Source organism: Rathayibacter rhapontici, assembly GCF_001995175.1.
Taxonomy (GTDB): domain Bacteria; phylum Actinomycetota; class Actinomycetes; order Actinomycetales; family Microbacteriaceae; genus Rathayibacter.
Window position 1 is genome coordinate 19,709 of sequence record NZ_MUKN01000020.1, and the last position, 19,044, is coordinate 38,752.

The following is a 19,044-nucleotide window of genomic DNA, read 5'->3' on the forward strand; positions in this document are numbered from 1 at the left end:
TCGTGCGATCTGCAGGGGATCCAGGCTGATCCGCGTCCCGCGACGCGGTGGGAAGCGCGTTCCCGCGCGGATCCCCTGCAGACGGTACGAGGGCTGCTCGGCTGCGGTGCCGCCTGCGGAGTGGTGCTCGTGCGATCTGCAGGCGTTCGTGCGATCTGCAGGGGATCCGGCTCCGATGCCTGCTGGTCGCGCGGTGGGAAGCGCGTTCCCGGGCGGAATGCCTGCAGATGGTACGAGGAGTGACCGGGAGGGTGCAGCCTCCGGAGTGGCGCTCGTGCGATCTGCAGGGGATCCGGGCGGATCCGCGCCCGCGGCGCGGTGGGAAGCGCGTTCCCGCGCGGATCCCCTGCAGATCGTGCGACGAGCCGCCTACGCCTCCGCGGGGCGGCCCAGCGCGCGCACCGAGGTGACGCGGCGGCGGGCGATCGCGGCGACCGTCAGCAGCAGGCCGAACAGCAGCCAGAGCACGAGGCCGACGACCGCGCCGCCGACGCCTCCGGTGCTCTCGACCACGCCCGACAGCGCGTTCTGCGCGGCCGACAGCGGCAGGAACCCGAGGGCGTCCTCGAACACGCCGGGCACCGTCGAGATGATGCCCGCGCCCAGGCCGATGACCGCGGCGAGCATCGCGAGGAAGCGCCCCACTCCGCCCAGCAGCGCCACGAGGCCCTGGTTGACGGAGGCGAACGACGCACCCACCAGCATCGACAGCAGGGCGAAGCCGACGAAGGCGCCGGCGTCGAGATCGGCGACGAACTGCATCACGATCGCGACGGCGAGGCCCTGCACGAGCCCGATCCCGAGCGCCGGGGCGTAGGAGGAGAGGGCGAGCGCCGCGGAGGACCGGGTCGAGGTCAGCGCGCGGTGCGAGAACGCGGCGAGCACCAGGAACGACGCGAGGGCGCCGAGCCAGAGGGCGATCGTGGTGAAGAACGGCACCGAGGAGGCCCCGAACAGCGACGTGGAGCTGCTCGCGTTCTCGACGGGATCCGCGACCACGTCGGCCAGGTTCTGCGACTCCGCCTCGGTGTAGGTCGGCAGCTGCGCGACGGCCGAGTCCAGGCCGGTGGCCAGGGTCCGCGTGCCGTCGGCGAGCTGCAGGGCTCCGTCCGAGACTCCGACGGCTCCTTCGGCGAGCTGGTCCGCTCCGTCGGCGGCCGAGGAGGCGCCGGTCGCGAGCTCGGCGGCGCCGTCGGCGGCCGAGGTCGCGCCGGTCGCCAGCTGAGCGGCACCGGTCGCGGCCGCCGAGGCTCCGGTCGAGAGCTGGGCCGCTCCGGTCGCGGTCTGGTCGGCTCCGTTGGCGAGCTGTCCGAGGCCGGTCGAGAGCGACGTGACTCCGGTCGCGACCTGGCGGGCGCCGCCCGCGGCCTGCTGCGTGCCCACGACGAGCGAGGGCGCCTCGGGGGTGCCGACGCGGATGCCCGCATCGAGCGCCTGCGTCGCTCCCGCCGCCGTCGCGGTCAGTGCGACCGGGCCGTCGGCGGCGGTGAGGGCGTTCGCGACGATGCCGCTCGCGGCCAGGCACTGCGGGTCGGCGCAGCCTCGAGCGCCTGCTGCAGCGCCGCGAAGGTCCCCGCGGTCGACTGCGCCGCGCCGCCCGAGAGCTGCGCGATCTGCTGGGTGCTCTCGCCGATCGTGACGGTGCTCGCGCTCAGCTGGTCGAGCCCGTCGGCGACCGCGGTCGCTCCGGTGCCCAGCTGCGCGGCGCCCGTCGCCGAGTCGCGGGCGCCGGTGGCGAGCTGCGCCACTCCGCCCGACAGCGCCGACGTGCCCGTGCCCAGCTGCGCCACTCCGCTCGACAGGTCGGACGCGCCGGTGCCCAGCTGCGCGACTCCTTCGGACAGCGCCGACGCGCCGGTCGACAGCTCGTCGATGCCGTCGGCGAGGGAGCTGGTGCCGTCGGCGAGCGAGGAGGCGCCCGTGCCGAGCTCGGTCGCTCCGTCGGCGAGCGTGCCCGCGCCCTCGGCCGCCTGGCCGATCTGCTCGTTCAAGTTGTTGAAGCCGACGTAGACGTTCTCGAGGTACGCGGTGGTGAGCTGCGTGTTCAGGAGGGACGTCGCGGTGCTCGTGACCGTCGCCGAGATCGCGTCGTCGACGAGCTTCGCCTTGTCGCTCGTGGCGATGTCGATGGTGGCCTTGGTCGCCGCCGCCGCGTCGCCCGCGTACGAGGTCGCTGCCGCTGAGAAGTTCGAGGGGATGGTGACGACGGTGGCGTAGGAGCCGTCGGCCAGTCCCTGGGCGGCGTCGTCCTTGTCGGTGAGGACCCAGGTGAAGTTCGAGGTCGAGTCGGAGCCCGAGACGTTCGCCACCGGAGTGGGGGACGCGGTCGGCGTCTCCTCGGTGCCGCCCGTGACCAGCCCCGCCGCGAGCTGGCGCCCGAGCGGCACGGTCTGCCCGTTGAGGTCGACCGGGGTGTCCTCGTTCACGACCGCGGCCGTGACCTGGTCGAGGCGCTGGGTCGGGTCCCACAGGGCCCAGACGAGCAGCCCGCCGATGGCGAGGGGGACCAGGACGATCCCGAGGAGGGTGAACCAGGACACCTTCTTGGCGCCGCGGGGACGCTCGAGGGAGAAGAGAGCCATCTGTCAGAGGACCTTTGCGATCGCGCGGTCGGATGCCGCAGTCGGGACCGCGCGCACGTCGCGGTCGGAGGGGAGGAGGTCGTCGAGCGCGTCGGGCTCGACGGCCGAGGCGACGACGGTGAACGGGCGCTCGTGCTCGAGCGCGTGCGCCCGGGCGCCGTCGAGCTCGGCCCGCAGGTCGTCGCGCAGCCGCGGATCGGTGACCGCGTCGACGTCGTCGAGCACGAGGAGCGCCGGGTGCGTCGAGAGCGCCGCGCGCACCTCCTCGATCGGATCGGCGGCGCCGGCCAGGCGCACGAGGCCGACCCGGCCGCGCACCGCGGAGGCGCGGATCGGCACGACGAGTCCGTCGACCTTCAGGCGACCGGAGTCGGGGGCCAGCCGGCCCGCCAGCGTCAGCAGCAGGGCGGTGCGTCCCGAGCGGTGCGGTCCGTGCACGACGAGCGCCGCTCCGGCCGGCACCCGCACGGCGACGTCGCGGTAGAGCGGTCCGTCGGGACCGTCGAGCGAGAGGCCGTCGGCGGCGATCGCGTCGGTCGCTCCGGGCTCGGGCCACTCGGCGAGCGCGAGCTCCTTCGTCAGGCCCTCGCCCTCCACGTCGAAGGAGGGGAGGAGGCGGTCGAGCCAGCGGGGCATGTGCCACGCGCGGTCGCCGAGCAGGTGCAGGACCGCCGGGACCAGCGTCATCCGGACGATGAAGGCGTCGACGAACACGCCCACGGCCAGGCCCAGCGCGATCGGCTTGATGTTGGTGTCGCCCTCGGGCACGAACGCCGCGAAGACCGAGAACATGATGACCGCGGCCGCCGTGACGACCTTCGCCGAGCCGACGAAGCCCGACTCCACCGCGGTCCGCGCCGAGCGCCCGTGGACGTAGTCCTCGCGCATCCGCGAGACGAGGAACACCTCGTAGTCCATCGCGAGCCCGAACAGCACGCCCATCAGGATGATCGGCATGAAGCTGATGATCGGGCCCGTCTTGTCGACGTGCAGGGCGTCGGCGAACCAGCCCCACTCGAAGACCGCGGCGACGGCGCCGAACGACGCTCCGACCGACAGCAGGTAGCCCAGCGTCGCCTTCAGCGGCACCCACAGCGAGCGGAACACCATCGTCAGCAGGACCAGCGACAGGCCGACGACCAGGATGCCGAACGGCAGCAGGGCGTTCGCGAGCGTGTCCGAGATGTCGATGCCGACGGCGGTCTGGCCGGTCACCGCGAGGTCGACGCCGTACTCCTCCTGGAAGTAGTCGTGCCTGTCGCGGATCTCGGCGACCAGCGCCTTGGTCTCCTCCGAGTCCGGTCCGCCCTCGGGGATCACCTGGATGATCCCGGTGTCGGCGGTCTCGTTGGGAGTGGCCAGCGGCACGGAGGCGACGCCGTCGAGGCCCTCGATCTCGGTCTTGAGGTCGGCCATCAGGCCCAGCGGGTCGGTCGAGCCGATGATGGTGCCGGTGACGATGAGGGGGCCGTTGTAGCCGTCGCCGAAGTTCTCGGCGAGCAGGTCGTACGTGTCGCGGGCGGGCGTGCCCTCGGCCTGGTAGCCGGCGTCCGGCAACGCGAGGCGCAGGCTCAGCGCCGGGATGCTCGCGACTCCGAGCACGCCGATGACGGCGATGATCGTGACGATCGGGAACCGGGTGACGGCGCGGACCCAGCCGCGGAAGAAGCCCCGCGGGACCTCGGCGTGCGCGTGCGTGCCCGGCGAGGCGGGAGCCGCGTCGGGCTCGACATCGGTATCGGCGTGGGCTCCGGCGACCTGCTTCGCGGTCGCCTTCTTCTTCGCGCGCCGCTCCTTCGGGCGCAGGCGCTCGCCGGCGAATCCGAGCAGCGCCGGAGTGAGGGTGAGCGCGATGACCACCGCGATCGCGACTCCGCCCGCCGCCGCGATGCCCATGGTCGTCAGGAACGGGATGTTCGCGACCGACAGACCGACCAGTGCGATGATCACCGTGAGGCCGGCGAAGACCACCGCGGAGCCGGCGGTCGCGACCGAGCGCGCGGTCGACTCCTCCGGGTGCATGCCCTGCTTCAGCTGGTCCTGGTGGCGGCTGATGATGAAGAGGGCGTAGTCGATCCCGACTGCGAGCCCGAGCATCAGGGCGAGCAGCGGAGTCGTCGACGAGATCGACGCGAAGCGGGTCGCGATGAAGATGGCCGACATCGAGAGCGCGACGCCGAGCAGTGCGGTGACGAGCGGCATGCCGGCGGCCAGGAACGAGCCGAAGGTCAGGACCAGGACCACGAGGGCGACGATGAGGCCGATGGCCTCGGTGAGCGTCACTCCGGGCAGGTTCTGCGAGAAGAGGTCGCCGCCGAGCGACACGACGGAGCCGGCGGGCAGCGCCTCCTCAAGGGTCGTCGCCTCGGCCTGGAGGGCCTCTCGGGACTCCTCGGAGGTGGTGGTCGCGGAGCCCTCCATCTGCGCGGTGATGACGAGGGCGTTCCCCTCGTCCGAGATCGTGCCCTCGACGGTGTCGGAGTAGGGGTCGGTGACCGCCGCGACGCCCTCGATGCCGGTGAGCGCCGCGACGGCGTCGGCCACCGGCCCGGTGATGTCCGCGTCCTCGACGCCGCCGCCGTCCGGAGCGACGACGACGTAGCGCGCGGAGGTGCCGCTGACCTGCGGGAACGTGCGCTCGAGCTGGTCGAGCGCGGTCTGCGACTCGGTGCCCGGGATCGAGAAGCTGTTGTCGGTGCCCTGGTTCAGCAGCACGGCGCCGCCGCCCGCGAGCACGACGACGGCCAGCCAGAGGACGGCGACGAGACGGTGGGCCTGGTAGACCCATCGCCCGAGTCGGTAGAGCAGCGACGACACGCGGTCTCCTGATGATCGAGGGGGAGGAGGACGATACGACGGTGTACCCGATACACGAATGTATCCGATACAGGAACGTATCCGATACAGTGATTCCGCTCAACGCCCCTTGACAGCTCTCGGAGAGGATCCAGGAATGACGGTGATCGACGCTCCCGAGCAGTCCTCCCGACGCAGCCGCACCCGCGAGCGGCTGCTCGACGCGGCCTACGACGTGTTCGCCGAGACCGGAGTGCACTCGGCCTCGGTCGAGCAGGTGTCGGAGCGGGCCGGCTTCACGCGCGGCGCGTTCTACTCGAACTTCACGAGCAAGGAGGAGCTGTTCTTCGCCCTGATGGAGCGCGAGAACGGCGCCCGCCTCGCCGGGCTCGTCGAGCAGATGGGCCGCACGCTGCCCAAGCTCGCCGGCACCGCCGAGCCGCTGACCGCAGAGGCGCTGGGCGCGGTGGTGCTCGACTTCCTGCACGGCCCCTTCGACGACGACCGCCGCTGGTGCCTCGTGCAGGCCGAGTTCGAGCTGCTGGCCCTGCGCGACCCCGCCATCGCGACGCGCTACAGCGGGTTCCGGGCGCGCTTCGACGCCTCCCTCGTCGACATCATCGGCTCGGCTCTGCGGGAGGTCGGCCGGGACTTCGCGCTCGAGCCCACCGCCGGGGTCCGGCTCGTGCTGGCGAGCTACGAGGGCGCCGTGAAGCAGTCCCTCCTCGACGGCGACTCCGACGGCCAGAGTCTCGAGCGGCTCCGCTCGTCCCTCACAGGAGTCGTGATCGCGGTCTCGACGCCGGTCTGAGCCCGCGGTCCCCGCCGGCCCCCGCGCGCGGCGAAGATGGACCCATGGAACTGCGTCAGCTCGAACACTTCCTCGCCGTGGCGAAGGAGCAGCACTTCACCCGCGCCGCGAGCGCGCTGCAGATCTCGCAGTCCGGGCTCTCGGCCTCCATCCGCGCGCTCGAGAGCGAGCTGGGCAGTCCGCTGTTCACCCGCAGCACCCGGCGCGTGGAGCTGACGCCCGCCGGCCGGGCGATGCTCGAGGAGTCGGAGCGGTCGGTGGCGAGCGCTCTCGCCGCGCGGGATGCGGTGCGGGCGGTGCAGGGCGTGCTGCGGGGGAGCCTCGCGGTCGGCACGGAGGAGTGCCTGGGCGGCGTGCACCTGCCGCGCGAGCTCGCGACCTTCCGAGGCGAGCACCCCGGAGTGGCGCTGCGGCTGACGCACGACGGATCCGGCGCGCTGCTCGAGGCGGTGGCCGCCGGTCGCTCGATCTGGCGCTCGTCGCCGACATCGGAGCGACGCCCGCGGGCGTGCGGACCCTGCCGCTCGCGAGCGAGGGCTTCGCGGTCCTGGCGCACCCCGATCATCCGCTCGCCGACCGCGCGGTGTGCCGCGTGCCCGATCTCGTCGGCGAGACGATCGTGGGGCTGCAGGGGCACTGGGGTGCGAGCCACTTGGCCGCGCAGGCGTTCGCCGAGCACGGGCTCGGGTTCGAGGTCGAGCTCGAGGTGAACGACGTGCACACGCTGCTCGATCTGGTCGGCTACGGCATGGGCGTCGCGGTGGTGCCGGCGCACTTCGCCGAGAAGCGCCCCGAGGCGCTGACCGCGGTGCCGCTCGAGGATCCGCTGCTCGTCTGGCGCACGATGGTGGCGGTTCCGGAGCGGCCGACCGCGGCGGCCCGCGCCTTCGTGTCGGCGCTGCCGTCGCCGTCGGCGGTGCCGGTCGAGTAGCGCCGCCCTGCTGCTGGTCGAGTGGCCCCGGAGGGGCGTATCGAGACCCGCGGGTCCGGCGGTGGTGGATCTCGATACGCCCGCTGCGCGGGCTACTCGATCAGCGAGTGCTCCCTGCTGGTCGAGTAGCTCCGCCCTGCTGCTGGTCGAGTAGCCGCGGAGGGGCGTATCGAGACCCCGCCCGGCGCTCAGTCGAGCGACGCGAGCTCCTCCGGGGTCAGCTCCAGGTCGGCCGCCGTGGCCGAGTCGCGGATGCTCTCGGGACGCGACGAGCCCGGGATCGGCAGCACGATCGGCGCCTTCGCCAGCTCCCACGCCAGGCAGACCACCTGCGGCGAGACTCCGTGCGCCTCGGCGACGTCGGCGAACGCCGAGTAGCGCGAGCCCAGCTCAGCGGCCGACGAGATCCCGCCCAGCGGGCTCCACGGCAGGAACGCGATGCCCAGCTCCGCGCAGAGCTCGAGCTCCGGCTCGCTCGAGCGGAACGACGGCGAGAACTGGTTCTGCACCGAGACGAGGCGACCGCCGAGGATCCCGTGCGCCTCCCGGATCTGCGCCGGGTCGGCGTTCGAGATGCCGGCGCGCACGATGACGCCCTCGTCGAGCAGCTCGACGAGCGCTCCGATCGAGTCGGCGTACGGCACCGCCGGGTCGGGCCGGTGGTACTGGTAGAGCCCGATCGCCTCGACCCCGAGACGCTGCGCGGACGCGCGGGCCGCCTCCTTCAGGTGCTCGGGACGCCCGTCCTGCGTCCACACGCCGGGCTCGGGGCGCAGGTGCCCGCCCTTCGTGGCGACGAGCACTCCGGAGGTGTCGCCGCCGTAGCCCCGCAGCGCCTCGGCGATCAGCAGCTCGTTGTGGCCGAGGTCGTCCTCGCCGCCCAGGTGGTAGGCGTCGGCGGTGTCGACCAGGGTGACGCCGGCGTCGAGTGCCGCGTGGATCGTGGCGATCGACCGGTCGCGGTCGGGCCGGCCCTCGATCGACATCGGCATGCCGCCGAGGCCGATCGCGCCGACGGTGATGTCGCCGAGTGCGCGCTGCTTCATGAGTCCTCTTCGTTCGGGGGGAGTGCGGAGTGGGAGACGGGGACCGGGGTCACCAGGCGTAGTCCTCGGGCGCCGTGCGGTGCCCGGGGAAGATCTCGTCGAGGCGGGCCAGGTCGTCGGAGTCGAGCGCCACGTCGACCGACGCGACCGCGCTCTCGAGCTGCTCCATAGTGCGCGGGCCCGTGATCGGTCCGGTCACGCCGGGCTGGTGCAGGAGCCACGCGAGCGCCAGCTCTCCCGGGGCGACGCCGCGCTCGCGGGCGAACGCCTCGTACTGCTCGAGCGCCGGGCGGTTCTTCTCGATCGCCTCGGCCGAGCGGCCGGCGTTCCGACGGCTGCCCGACTCCGTCTTCTCGATCACTCCGCCCAGCAGCCCGCCCTGCAGCGGCGACCAGGGGATCACGCCGAGCCCGTAGTGCAGCGCGGCCGGCAGCACCTCGCGCTCGATGTCGCGGGTGAGCAGGTTGTAGATCGACTGCTCCGACGCGAGGCCGGTGAAGTGCCGCGATCGGGCCGCCTCCTGCGCCTGGGCGATGTGCCAGCCGGCGAAGTTGCTCGAGCGACGTAGAGGACCTTGCCCTGCTGCACGGCGACGTCCATCGCCTGCCAGATCTCGTCCCACGGCGTCGAGCGGTCGACGTGGTGGAACTGGTAGAGGTCGATGTGGTCGGTCTGCAGGCGGCGCAGGCTGTCGTCGAGGGCGCGGCGGATGCTGAGGGCCGACAGGCGGCCGCCGTTGGGCCAGGAGTCGCGGCCGCGCTCGGCGCCGGGCGCCGCGTACTGCTCCATGTCGCCGTAGACCTTGGTCGCCAGGACGGTGCGCTCGCGGCGCTCGCCGCCCTGCGCGAACCAGCGTCCGACGATCTCCTCGGTGCCGCCGCGGTTCCCGTCGCCGCCGTAGACGTTCGCGGTGTCGAAGAAGTTGACTCCCAGCTCCTGCGCCCGGTCCATGATCGCGAACGAGTCGGGCTCGCTGGTCTCGGGTCCGAAGTTCATGGTGCCGAGGACGGCGCGGGAGACGGACAGGCCGGTGCGGCCGAGATTCGTGTACTGCATGCTCCCATCCCACGCCGCCCCGGCCCCCGTGTCCAACAGGGGCTCGTCATGGCATTCAGCGTTGGCGGAGGTCAATGCGCCGGCCGCGCGGCGGCGGCGGCGGGCTCGGCCGCGTTAGAGTCGCCGGGTGGCACGGCAGACGACGACCCAGCGCATCCTGATCGCCCTCTCCTCGACGCTCCTGCTGGCCGGGTGCACGTCGCCGGCCCCGAGCCCGAGCGCTCCGGCCGAGACTCCGGCCGCGACGACGGAGCCCGCCGCCGCTCCGCGCCCCGTCCCGAGCGAGGTGCTCGCGCCGGTCCCCCTGGCGGGCGCCTCCGGATCGACGCCGTCGACGGGATCCTGCGCCTCGGCCGCCGCCGCGCCGTCGGGATCGATCGGCGACGTCGACCTCGAGTCCGTCCGGGACAGCGGTCCCAAGACCGGTGCGACCGGCGCCGTCACGACCGCGACCGACGGGAGCCCCGCCTCCTATCTCGTCGCCGGGGGCGACATCAGCGCCGAGATCGCCGAGCGCTTCTGCGTCAGCCCCGAGTTCCTCGACGCGCTCAACTCGGCGCGCCGCGACGGAGTGGGCATCGACTCGCTCTACGCCGGCGACACGCTCAACCTGAGCCCGTCGGCCGTGCTGAGCGTCGGCGACCAGAACGGCCGCGTCCTCGACAACGACGCTCCGAGCCCGCTGCCCGAGCAGGAGGACTGACCGCCGCGCGGTGTCGTCAGGCCGCGACGAGGCCCAGGAGCACCGCCGTCACCGCGACGGACGCGGCGAACCCCACTCCGCGCCGGCCGGCCTTCTCGCCCTCGGCGAGCCAGGGCAGCGACTCCCAGCGCAGGGCGGCTCCGGCGACAGCGGCCGCGGTCACCGCGACCAGCGCGAACCACGGAGCGAGCGTCACCGCGGTCCAGTCGGCGAAGACCCGGACGAGCGCGAGCACGAGCGCCGCGTCGACCAGGTGCGAGAGCAGGCGGAAGCGGTCGCGGGCGAGGAGCGTCCCGAACCGGGGCAGCGGCACCGCGGCCAGAGCGGTGCGTCCGACGACGTAGACGCCGATGACGAGTGCGACGAGCGTGGCGAGGATCACGACCCCTCCTCCAGGACGTGGGCGAGCAGGTCCAGGCCGACGTCGTCGACCGAGGTGGCGGTGCTGCCGTTCACGAAGACGGCGACTCCGCGCTCGCGGTCCATCGCGAGCATCGTGGAGTAGCCGGACGTGCCTCCGTCGTGCCACGTCGTCTCGCGGCCGTCGGCCGCCTCGGACGTGAACCACGCGAGGCCGACGCGATCGGATCCGCCGGCGTCGTGGCGAGGAGCGAGCACTTCGTCGGCTGCGACTCCGAGAGCCGGATCGTCGGTGAGCAGCGCCTGCGCGTAGCGGGCCATGTCGGCGGCCGTCGAGCGCACGCCTCCGGCCGGGGCGTAGCCGCCCATCGCCCAGGCGTCGACGGAGCGGCCGCTCGCGGCGTAGCCGGTCGGTGCGTCGGGGCCGAGGCCGTCGGCGGTCGTCGGGACGCGGCTGTCCGCCATGCCCAGCGGTGTGAGGATCCGCTCCTGCACGAGATCGGCGTAGTCGCTCCCCTCCGCCCTCGCGAGGGTCTGGCCGAGCACCGCGGCGCCCAGGTTCGAGTAGAGGAACGGCTCGTCGACACTCGACGCGTCGGCCGCGTGGCGCAGCACGTCGTCGGCGGAGTAGCCCGCGTAGGGATCGGTTCCCCGCAGCTGCGAGAGCAGCGAGCGTCCGATCGTGCCGAGTCCGCTCGACAGGCGCGGCAGCCCGGACGTGTGCGTCGCGAGCTCCTCGAGGGTGCCGTCGAAGCCGCCGACGTCGGCGTGATCGGCGGCCCGGTCCTCAAGAGCGACGGTGCCCGAGGCGGCGCTCTGCGCGAGCAGGAGCGCGGTCATCGTCTTGGTGACCGAGCCGATCTCGACCTCGGTCCTCTCGTCCGCGCCGAAGCCGGCGAAGCGCACGCCCTCCGGAGTGACGACCGCGGCCACGATCTCGTCGCGGACGCCGTCGCCGAGGTGCTCGGCGATCCAGGTGGCGAGCTCCGCGTCCCCGGTCGCCTCGGGGGAGAGGGACGGGGTCGGCGGGCGGAGGAGCACGCCGGCGGCGAGGACCGCGGCGGCGGCCGCGGCGGCCACGACGACACGGGTGCGGCGCGTCATCGGGGGCCTCCGGCGGCGAGCAGGATCACCAGCAGCGGGACGAGTCGCTCCGGAGGGACGCCGTAGCGTCCGCGGCCGCGCGCTTCGAGCCAGCCCGCCGCGACGAGCTGGTTGACGTGGTGGTAGATCTGGCCGGTGGTGCCGGCGCCCTCGCTCTCGGCGAGCTGCGCGACCGTCTCGACTCCGCCCGCGACGGCCTGGAGGAACCGCAGGCGCACCGGACTGCCGAGGGCCGCGAGCGCGGCGGGGCCGGGGCTGGCGCCCCAGTCGCGCTCGAAGAACGCGTCGGTCGTGAGCCCGTACTGCCACTCGACGGGGCCGGCCGGAGTGCCGACGGAGCCCGCGAAGACGACGCCGCCGGGAGGGGGGAGCCGGTCGCGGAGGGCCGTGATCGCCCAGAGCGGGTCGTCGTGCGGGGGTCCGGGGACGGGAGCGACGGCTCCGCCCGCCTCGAGCCGGTCGAGACGGGCGCGGAGCTCGTCGAGCTCGGCGGCGAGGTCGCGGGAGGTCATGCCTCCATTCTTGCAACTATTCCGTAATAACGGAACCCTCCTGCGCGCCCCTCCTCCAAAAGTTGCGGGAAGCGTGAGTACTCACCGCAACTATTGGCGAAGCGCGCCGGGCGGCGGCCCCGAGCGGGCAGGAGTCCGTGCGTCGTCCTGCCGCCCTCGAGTCCTCCGAAGTCGTCGTACTCGAGCCCCAGTGCGACGACTCTTGGACAGCGGACGGGCGACGTGCTCGGAGACGCGGCGATCCTCCAGAAGTTGCGGGAAGCGCGAGCGTTCACCGCAACTTCTGAGGAAGCGAGCGGGCGGGATTACGCGCGTCGTCCTGCGGCCCTCGAGTCCTCCGAAGTCGTCGTACTCGAGCCCCAGTACGACGACTCTTGGACAGCGGACTCGACGACCTAGGAGACGCCGCGATCCTCCAGAAGTTGCGGGAAGCGCGAGCGTTCACCGCAACTTCTGGCGAAGCGCGCCGGGCGGCGGCCCGGAGTGCGCGCCCATCCTCCAGAAGTTGCGGGAAGCGCGCGCCGTTACCGCAGCTTCTGCGGAAGCGAGCCAGCAGGAGCCCGCGCGGCGATCCTCCGGAAGTCGGCGGAACCGCGCGCGCTCACCGCGACTTCTGCGGAAGCGCCGCCGGAATCAGGCGAAGTGCTTCGGCAGCACCGCGCTGTTCACCGTGCGCAGCTCCGCGAGCGGCAGCGTGAACAGCCCCTGCACCTCGACGGCCGGAGTCGCCGCGTCCGTCACGCCGATGCGCAGCACGGGGTACCCGCGCCCCTCGCACAGCCCGCGGAACTTCACGTCGTCCTCGCGCGGCACCGACACCAGCACGCGGCCGGTCGACTCCGAGAAGAGCGCCGCGGTCGCGTCGACCCCGTCGCGCTCCATCAGCTCGTCGAGCCAGATCCGCACACCCACGCCGAAGCGCAGCGCCGACTCGGCGACGGCGACCACGAGCCCGCCGTCGGCGAGGTCGTGGGCGGAGGCGATGAGCGACTCCCGCGCGCCCGCCGCGATCAGCTCGGCGAGGGCCTTCTCCTGGCCGAGGTCGAGCTCGGGCGGCAGGCCGCCCAGGTGGTCGTGCACGGTGCCGGCCCAGGCCGAGCCGTCGAGCTCGTCGCGGGTCGTGCCCAGGAGGTAGACGTTGTCGCCCTCGTCCTGCCAGCCCGAGGGGATGCGGCGCGCGACGTCGTCGATCACGCCGAGCACGCCGACGACCGGGGTCGGGAAGATCGGCACGTCGCCGGTCTGGTTGTAGAACGAGACGTTGCCGCCGGTGACGGGGATCTCGAGCTCGAGGCAGGCGTCGGCGAGGGCGGTGACCGCCTCGCGGAACTGCCACATGACCTCGGGGTTCTCGGGGCTGCCGAAGTTGAGGCAGTCCGAGACGGCGACGGGGGAGGCGCCGGTGACGGCGACGTTGCGGTACGCCTCCGCCAGCGCGAGGCGGGCGCCCTGCGCCGGGTCGAGCTGGCACCAGCGGCCGTTGGCGTCGGTCGCGACGGCGAAGCCGAGGCCCGACTCCTCGTCGACGCGGACCATGCCGCCGTCGTCGGGGTAGCTGAGCGCGGTGTTGCCGAGCACGTAGCGGTCGTACTGCGAGGTGATCCAGCTCTTGTCGGCGAGGTTCGCCGAACCCAGCAGCGCGAGGGTCTCGGCGCGCAGCCCGTCTCCGGACGACTTCCGGGGCAGGCGCGAGGACGAGTCGGCCTGCAGCGCGTCGAGCCAGGCCGGGTACTCGAGGGGCCGCTCGTAGACCGGTCCGTCGACCGCGACGGTGCGCGGGTCGACGTTGACGATCTCCTCGCCGTGCCAGTTGATGATCAGGCGGCCGGAGTCGGTGACCTCGCCGAGCACGCTGGTCTCGACGTCCCACTTGCCGACGACCTCGAGGAACGCGTCGAGCTTCTCGGGCGTCACGACCGCCATCATGCGCTCCTGCGACTCCGACATGAGGATCTCCTCGGCCGTGAGCGAGGGGTCGCGCAGCAGCACCGAGTCGAGCTCGATGAACATGCCGCCGTCGCCATTGGAGGCGAGCTCGGAGGTCGCGCACGAGATGCCGGCCGCTCCGAGGTCCTGGATGCCCTCGACGAGATCGCCGCGGAACAGCTCGAGGCAGCACTCGATGAGCACCTTCTCGGCGAACGGGTCGCCGACCTGGACGGCCGGGCGCTTGGTCGGTCCGCCGTCGGCGAAGGTGTCGGAGGCGAGGATCGACGCGCCGCCGATGCCGTCGCCGCCCGTGCGCGCCCCGAAGAGCACGACCTTGTTGCCGACTCCGCGGGCGTTCGCGAGGTGCAGGTCCTCGTGGCGCAGCACTCCGACCGCGAGGGCGTTCACGAGCGGGTTGCCCTGGTAGACGGAGTCGAAGTAGGTCTCGCCGCCGATGTTCGGCAGGCCGAGGCAGTTGCCGTAGAAGGAGATGCCGGCGACCACGCCGTGCACGACGCGCGCCGTGTCGGGGTCGTCGATCGCTCCGAAGCGCAGCGCGTCCATGACCGCGACGGGCCGCGCGCCCATCGAGATGATGTCGCGGACGATGCCGCCCACTCCGGTCGCCGCGCCCTGGAACGGCTCGATGTAGCTCGGGTGGTTGTGGCTCTCGATCTTGAAGGTGACGGCCCAGCCCTCGCCGACGTCGACCACTCCGGCGTTCTCGCCCATGCCGACCATGAGGTTCTTCTTCATGGCGGGGGAGACCTTCTGCCCGAACTGGCGGAGGTACATCTTCGACGACTTGTAGGAGCAGTGCTCGCTCCACATCACCGAGTACATCGCCAGCTCGCCGCTCGTGGGGCGCCGGCCGAGGATCTCGCGGATGCTCGCGTACTCGTCGGGCTTGAGGCCGAGAGCCGCGTAGGGCTGCTCCTTCTCGGGAGTCGCCTCCGCGTTCGCGGTGGTGTCGGGGACGGCGATGCGGCTCTGTGCCATGTGCTCGAGGCTCCTGGAGAGGGGGCGGGGGATGCGCGTCGATCCTACCGGCCGCCGCCCGCGCGGCCCCGGCCGGGAGGCGGCGCCGCGGACCGGCCGCCGGGAGGCCTCCCGCGACCTCTCGGCTGCCGCACACAGCGCATAGGATCGCCGGATGAAGTGGGCGGCTCTCCTCGTGACCGTCCTCTGGGGTCTCGTGCAGTGCTTCGGGAACCTGAGCGCCGCGAACGTGAACTCGGACGAGCCCGTCTACCTCTCCGCCGGCTGGGACTACCTCCACGGCGACGTGAGCGCGAACCTGGAGCACCCGCCGACCGCCAAGTACGTGCTCGGCGTCGCGCAGCTCCTCCTGGGCGAGGGGCTCCTCGCCGGCCGCCTCGCGGCCGCGGCCGCGACGTTCCTCACCGGCGCGATCCTCTGGTTCTGGCTGAAGCGCGAGCTCGGCTTCGTGCTCGCCCTGATCCCGGCCGGCCTCTTCCTCCTCCTCCCCCGCTCGAGCGCGGGCGGGCCGGGGCGGATCGACCGGTTCGCGATCCTCGAGCCGTTCATGATCCTGTTCGCCGTCGCCGCGATGGCGGCCGCGTGGGCCTGGGCCCGGCGCGAGGGCGCGCGACCCTGGCTGATGCCGCTCGCCGGCGCGCTCCTCGCCCTCTCGGTCACGTCGAAGCTCACGACCGCGGTGCTCGCGCCGGTCGTGCTGATCCCGCTGCTGATGGTCGGCCGGCGGAGTCGCCGGCGCGCGTGGCTCGGCGCCGCGGGCTTCTCCGCCGCCTTCCTCGTCGCCGCCGTGCTCGCCTACCTGCCCGTGCATCCGGTGGAGGCGATCCGGTACCTGGTCGAGTTCCAGTCCGAGCACAACGCCGACGGGCACCTGATCGACGTGGCCGGCGCCGCCTACGCCTTCCCCCCGTGGTGGGCGAACCTCTGGTTCACGGCGGTGGGGCTCGGAGTCCCGGCGCTCGCCGTGCTGCTCGCCGGGGTGCTCCTGGCGCTGATCGCGCCACGGCAGCGCGCGCTCGTGCTCTATCTCGGCTCGGCGACGGCGCTGCTGCTCGTCTTCCACCTGGCGATCAGCTCGGTCGCCCTGCCGCACTACTACGCGGTCTGGGCGTGGCTGCTCTGCGCGCTCGCCGGAGTGGGCGTCGCGGAGGCACTGCGCGGGCGCCTCTCCCTGCCGCCCCGGGTCGCCCGCGGGGTCGGGGCGGTCCTGCTGGCCGCCTCCGTCGTCATCGGGGCCGTCTCGACGCTCGGGGTGCTGCAGGAGCGGCCGACCGGAGTCGCGCGCGTCGCCGACGCCCTCCGCGAGTGCGGTCTCGACGAGGGCCTGGTGCTCGTGCAGGGAATGTCCTCGGGCGTCTACGTCCCGTACCTCGGCGACCGGTACACGACCGATCCGGCCTCGGAGGGGATCGTCGCGATCGCGATCCAGGAGTCGGCCCGTTTCCCGGTCGACCCCGCGGTCACGGCCTACCTCGAGGGCCCCGGCGCCTCGGACGAGGTGCTGCGGCTCGACGGCCTGGACCTCGTGCTCACCCGCGGTCCCCTCGACTGACTCTCAGCGCGAGACGCAGGCTCCGGGGTCGACCGCCGCGCTCAGCGACGGCGCCTCGGCGGCCACCGGCGACAGCACCGACAGCGGGATCGCGTAGCCCACGTTGTCCACCGACGCCGCCTTGCCGAACACGACCCCCGAGACCGTGCCCTCGAGCGAGAGCAGCGGGCCGCCGGAGTTGCCCTGGTTGACGACGGCCGCGAGCGTCAGCACCTCGCGCGAGGTGGGTGCGCCGTCGACCATCAGCGACACGGTGGCGTCGGAGGAGACCTGCGCCGATCCGAGCGTCAGCGGCCCGCCGAAGGGGTAGCCGGCGACCACCGCGTCGTCGCCCGCGGCGACGGCGTCGTCGAGCGCGAGCGGAGCGGCGGACAGGCCGTCGACCGCGACGACCGCCAGGTCGGCGGCGGCGTCGACGTAGACGACCCGGCCGGTGCGCGGCGGCTCGCCCGGTGCCTCGACGACCGGCTCCGACACTCCGGCGACGACGTGCGCGTTGGTGACCACGCGGTCGTCCGACACGACGAAGCCGCTGCCCGTCACTCCGACGTCGCAGGCCCAGGCCGTGCCCGAGACCCGCACGACGGAGTCGGAGGCGGTCGCCACCTCGGGGTCGTCGGTGGCGACGTCGGCGATGCTCGGCGCCTGCGTCGGAGCGTCGATCGCCTCGACGATCCACGACGTGCCCTCGTCGACGACCGTCGACTGGAGCTGCGCGAGGAAGCCGCGCACGGGATCCGGAGTCAGGTCGTCGATGGTGCGGATGACCGTGGAGCCCGCGACGGAGGTGGTCACGAGCGGCACGCCCAGGAGCGAGACGGCCGAGGTGATCGCGATCCAGACGAGACCCGAGATCGCGACGCCCGCGACTCCTCCGGCGAGCCGATCGAGCACGCCGAGCTTCACCTTGTCGGCCCCGCGGCCGAACGCGGCGCCGATGGAGGCGCCGATCGCGTAGCCGATGCCGAGGCAGAGCACCGCGGTGCCGATCACGGCCAGCATGCGCCACTCGCTCCCGGCGGCCCAGGCCGAGACGGCGGGCACCGCGAAGGAGGCGCCGATCGCGCCGGCGACGATGCCCGCGAGTCCGCCGGCGGTGCGGAGGAACCCGCGGCGCAGGCCGTCGACCAGCGCGCCGATCAGGCTCAGCACGACGATGACGTCGACGATCACGGATGCACCCACGCGGACCTCCAGGTTGGGGGGTCCTCCAGCATGACCGACGCCGCATGCGGGGACGCCCGGAGGAGCCTGCGAGTCGCGAGGCCTGCAGAAGTAAGGCTCAGCGTTCCGACTGGGGCGGTCGCGGCCCGGTTCCGGCTCTCAGCCTCAGCTCTGCGGCTCCGAACGCCCTGCCGGATCAGAAGAACGAGATGCAGTACGGCTCCGCGACCGGCGCGAAGAAGCGGTCGACTCGCTCGCGGTCCTCCGGAGCCAGCACCACGGCGCCCGCGCGGGCGAGCGTCGACGGGCGGGCCGAGCCGAGCAGCAGCGTGCCGAGGTCGGCGACGTCGAGCTCGAGCACCGCGGCCGCGTCGGTGCGCTCGACGCGCCCTTCCCCGCCGTCGACCGTGATGCGGTAGCCGCCGTCGACGAGCCCGAGGGCGTCCCGCACCGCGATCACCAGCTCGCCGTCGGTCGTCCAGGGACGCGCGCCGAACGCCGCCGCGACATCGAGGACCCGGGTCCAGATCAGGTCGGAGACCGTGGTCACCTGCACCACGCGCGCGTCGCGCAGCGCCCAGGTGAGCGGGTCGTCGAGCGGAGCCATGTCCCACGTGACGGTTGACGCGAGGTCGACGGCGCCGAGGAAGCCCCAGAGGCCGAGGTACGCGTCCTCCGTCGCGGCGACGAGGTCGACGACCGCGAGGGTGCGGTCGTCGTCGTCCGGCCCGGTGGCGCGGTAGGTGACGTAGCCGTCGAGCACGCCCTCGGAGTCCAGGTGCACGGCCGAGCGGACGGAGGGTCCCGACACGGTCTCGCCCGTCTCCATGCCGACCGCGTTGCCCGCGGCACGCGACTGGCGCGTGATGGACCCCGGGGTGCGCGCGTGGAACGCCGCGAAGACCTCCTCGACCCGCGACTGCAGCCACGGGGTCGAGACGACCTCGACGCGTCCGGCCGGCTCGACCTGCAGGGCGAAGCGCGGACCGGTGTCGACGCGGATCGAGCGGGTGAAGGCGGAGCGGCCGAAGCCGAAGCGGCGGTAGATGGAGGCCTCGCTGGCGGTCAGCAGCGCGACGGCGGCGCCGGCCTCGCGGGCGCGGTCGAGGTCGTCGGTGATCATGGCGCGCAGGATCCCGCGGCGCCGGTGGGTCGCCCGCACGGTCACCTGCGAGACGAGGTGCGCCGGGAGCTCGCGGCCACGGCCGACCTGCAGCGTGCCGGGGAACGCGGCGTACGTGGCGACGGGCACCGCCGCGCCGTCGAGGCCCTCGGGGGCGTCGGAGTCGTGCACCGCGGTCAGGAAGCGCTGGTCGGCGACCATGTGCTCGGCCCAGTCACGCCACTGCTCGGCCGAGTACTCCTTCTCGTGGAACCCCGCGTTGATCGCGGTGCCCCAGGCGCGGGTGGCGGCGTCGGGACCGCCCTCGGCGGTCAGTGCGGCGGGGAAGTGGCGGAAGTCGAGACCGGGGAGGGACATCCGACCAGCCTATTCACCG

The 19,044-nt window shown here is 73.1% G+C and carries 14 protein-coding genes and 2 pseudogenes; 5 read left to right on the forward strand and 11 right to left on the reverse strand.

The window, feature by feature from the left end:
• Positions 1-369: 369 nt before the first annotated feature.
• The 3 genes from B0T42_RS08245 to B0T42_RS08255 all read right to left on the reverse strand — a co-directional run bounded on the left by B0T42_RS08245 (position 370) and on the right by B0T42_RS08255 (position 5,399).
• The gene (locus tag B0T42_RS08245; RefSeq protein ID WP_077222737.1) at positions 370-1,383 is read right to left on the reverse strand and encodes an ABC-2 transporter permease; all 1,014 of its coding nucleotides are present in this window, start codon (positions 1,381-1,383) and stop codon (positions 370-372) included.
• Positions 1,384-1,460: 77 nt separating this feature from the next.
• Positions 1,461-2,582, reverse strand: a complete 1,122-nt coding sequence (locus B0T42_RS08250; protein WP_077222738.1) for an ABC transporter permease — start codon at positions 2,580-2,582, stop codon at positions 1,461-1,463.
• Positions 2,583-2,585: 3 nt separating this feature from the next.
• Entirely contained in the window at positions 2,586-5,399 is a 2,814-nt protein-coding gene (locus B0T42_RS08255; protein WP_077222739.1) for an MMPL family transporter, read from the reverse strand.
• Positions 5,400-5,535: 136 nt separating this feature from the next.
• On the opposite strand from B0T42_RS08255, the gene B0T42_RS08260 reads away from it, so the two are divergent.
• The 3 genes and pseudogenes from B0T42_RS08260 (at position 5,536) to B0T42_RS21200 (ending at position 7,120) form a co-directional block, all read left to right on the forward strand.
• Positions 5,536-6,189, forward strand: coding sequence for a TetR/AcrR family transcriptional regulator (locus B0T42_RS08260; protein WP_158078078.1), 654 nt, complete (start codon positions 5,536-5,538; stop codon positions 6,187-6,189).
• 44 nt (positions 6,190-6,233) lie between these two features.
• Positions 6,234-6,359 (forward strand): annotated as a pseudogene (locus B0T42_RS21195) (LysR family transcriptional regulator); the annotation flags it as partial.
• Positions 6,360-6,697: 338 nt separating this feature from the next.
• A complete protein-coding gene (locus tag B0T42_RS21200; protein ID WP_236720180.1) occupies positions 6,698-7,120 on the forward strand; it encodes a LysR family transcriptional regulator substrate-binding protein in 423 nt (140 codons plus the stop codon).
• A 188-nt stretch (positions 7,121-7,308) separates the two neighbouring features.
• On the opposite strand, the gene B0T42_RS08270 is transcribed toward B0T42_RS21200, so the two are convergent.
• Both B0T42_RS08270 and B0T42_RS08275 read right to left on the reverse strand, forming a co-directional pair.
• Positions 7,309-8,166, reverse strand: a complete 858-nt coding sequence (locus B0T42_RS08270) for an aldo/keto reductase (protein ID WP_077222741.1) — start codon at positions 8,164-8,166, stop codon at positions 7,309-7,311.
• 49 nt (positions 8,167-8,215) lie between these two features.
• Positions 8,216-9,222, reverse strand: a pseudogene (locus B0T42_RS08275) (aldo/keto reductase).
• Between the two features lie 127 nt (positions 9,223-9,349).
• Between B0T42_RS08275 and B0T42_RS08280 the strand changes: the two are divergent.
• Complete coding sequence (locus B0T42_RS08280; RefSeq protein WP_077222742.1) at positions 9,350-9,925, forward strand: hypothetical protein; 576 nt, start codon at positions 9,350-9,352, stop codon at positions 9,923-9,925.
• Between the two features lie 16 nt (positions 9,926-9,941).
• Here the strand turns inward: B0T42_RS08280 and B0T42_RS08285 are convergent, their stop codons facing one another.
• The 4 genes from B0T42_RS08285 to purL all read right to left on the reverse strand — a co-directional run bounded on the left by B0T42_RS08285 (position 9,942) and on the right by purL (position 14,829).
• Entirely contained in the window at positions 9,942-10,307 is a 366-nt protein-coding gene (locus tag B0T42_RS08285) for a hypothetical protein (protein WP_077222743.1), read from the reverse strand.
• Positions 10,304-11,389 (reverse strand): serine hydrolase domain-containing protein, encoded by a 1,086-nt coding sequence (locus B0T42_RS08290; protein ID WP_077222744.1) that lies wholly within the window; start codon positions 11,387-11,389, stop codon positions 10,304-10,306. Before B0T42_RS08290 ends, B0T42_RS08285 begins: the two co-directional genes overlap by 4 nt.
• Entirely contained in the window at positions 11,386-11,901 is a 516-nt protein-coding gene (locus B0T42_RS08295; RefSeq protein WP_077222745.1) for a winged helix-turn-helix domain-containing protein, read from the reverse strand. Before B0T42_RS08295 ends, B0T42_RS08290 begins: the two co-directional genes overlap by 4 nt.
• 633 nt (positions 11,902-12,534) lie before the next feature.
• Complete coding sequence (purL, locus tag B0T42_RS08300; RefSeq protein WP_077222746.1) at positions 12,535-14,829, reverse strand: phosphoribosylformylglycinamidine synthase subunit PurL; 2,295 nt, start codon at positions 14,827-14,829, stop codon at positions 12,535-12,537.
• Positions 14,830-14,983: 154 nt separating this feature from the next.
• Between purL and B0T42_RS08305 the strand changes: the two genes are divergently transcribed.
• The gene (locus B0T42_RS08305; protein ID WP_077222747.1) at positions 14,984-16,381 is read left to right on the forward strand and encodes a glycosyltransferase family 39 protein; all 1,398 of its coding nucleotides are present in this window, start codon (positions 14,984-14,986) and stop codon (positions 16,379-16,381) included.
• Between the two features lie 3 nt (positions 16,382-16,384).
• Here the strand turns inward: B0T42_RS08305 and B0T42_RS08310 are convergent, their stop codons facing one another.
• Together B0T42_RS08310 and B0T42_RS08315 are read right to left on the reverse strand one after the other, a co-directional pair.
• Positions 16,385-17,566 (reverse strand): MarP family serine protease, encoded by a 1,182-nt coding sequence (locus tag B0T42_RS08310; RefSeq protein ID WP_077222748.1) that lies wholly within the window; start codon positions 17,564-17,566, stop codon positions 16,385-16,387.
• 175 nt (positions 17,567-17,741) lie between these two features.
• On the reverse strand, positions 17,742-19,025 hold the full coding sequence (locus tag B0T42_RS08315) for a GNAT family N-acetyltransferase (protein ID WP_077222749.1): 1,284 nt from the start codon (positions 19,023-19,025) through the stop codon (positions 17,742-17,744).
• Positions 19,026-19,044 lie beyond the last annotated feature (19 nt).

Coding starts and splice junctions, on each gene's coding strand:
- B0T42_RS08270 (WP_077222741.1), bottom strand. CDS start 8,166: ATGAAGCAGCGCGCACTCGGCGACATCACCGTCGGCGCGATCGGCCTC.
- B0T42_RS08260 (WP_158078078.1), top strand. CDS start 5,536: ATGACGGTGATCGACGCTCCCGAGCAGTCCTCCCGACGCAGCCGCACC.
- B0T42_RS08295 (WP_077222745.1), bottom strand. CDS start 11,901: ATGACCTCCCGCGACCTCGCCGCCGAGCTCGACGAGCTCCGCGCCCGT.
- B0T42_RS08305 (WP_077222747.1), top strand. CDS start 14,984: ATGAAGTGGGCGGCTCTCCTCGTGACCGTCCTCTGGGGTCTCGTGCAG.
- B0T42_RS08315 (WP_077222749.1), bottom strand. CDS start 19,025: ATGTCCCTCCCCGGTCTCGACTTCCGCCACTTCCCCGCCGCACTGACC.
- B0T42_RS08290 (WP_077222744.1), bottom strand. CDS start 11,389: ATGACGCGCCGCACCCGTGTCGTCGTGGCCGCCGCGGCCGCCGCCGCG.
- purL (WP_077222746.1), bottom strand. CDS start 14,829: ATGGCACAGAGCCGCATCGCCGTCCCCGACACCACCGCGAACGCGGAG.
- B0T42_RS08250 (WP_077222738.1), bottom strand. CDS start 2,582: ATGGCTCTCTTCTCCCTCGAGCGTCCCCGCGGCGCCAAGAAGGTGTCC.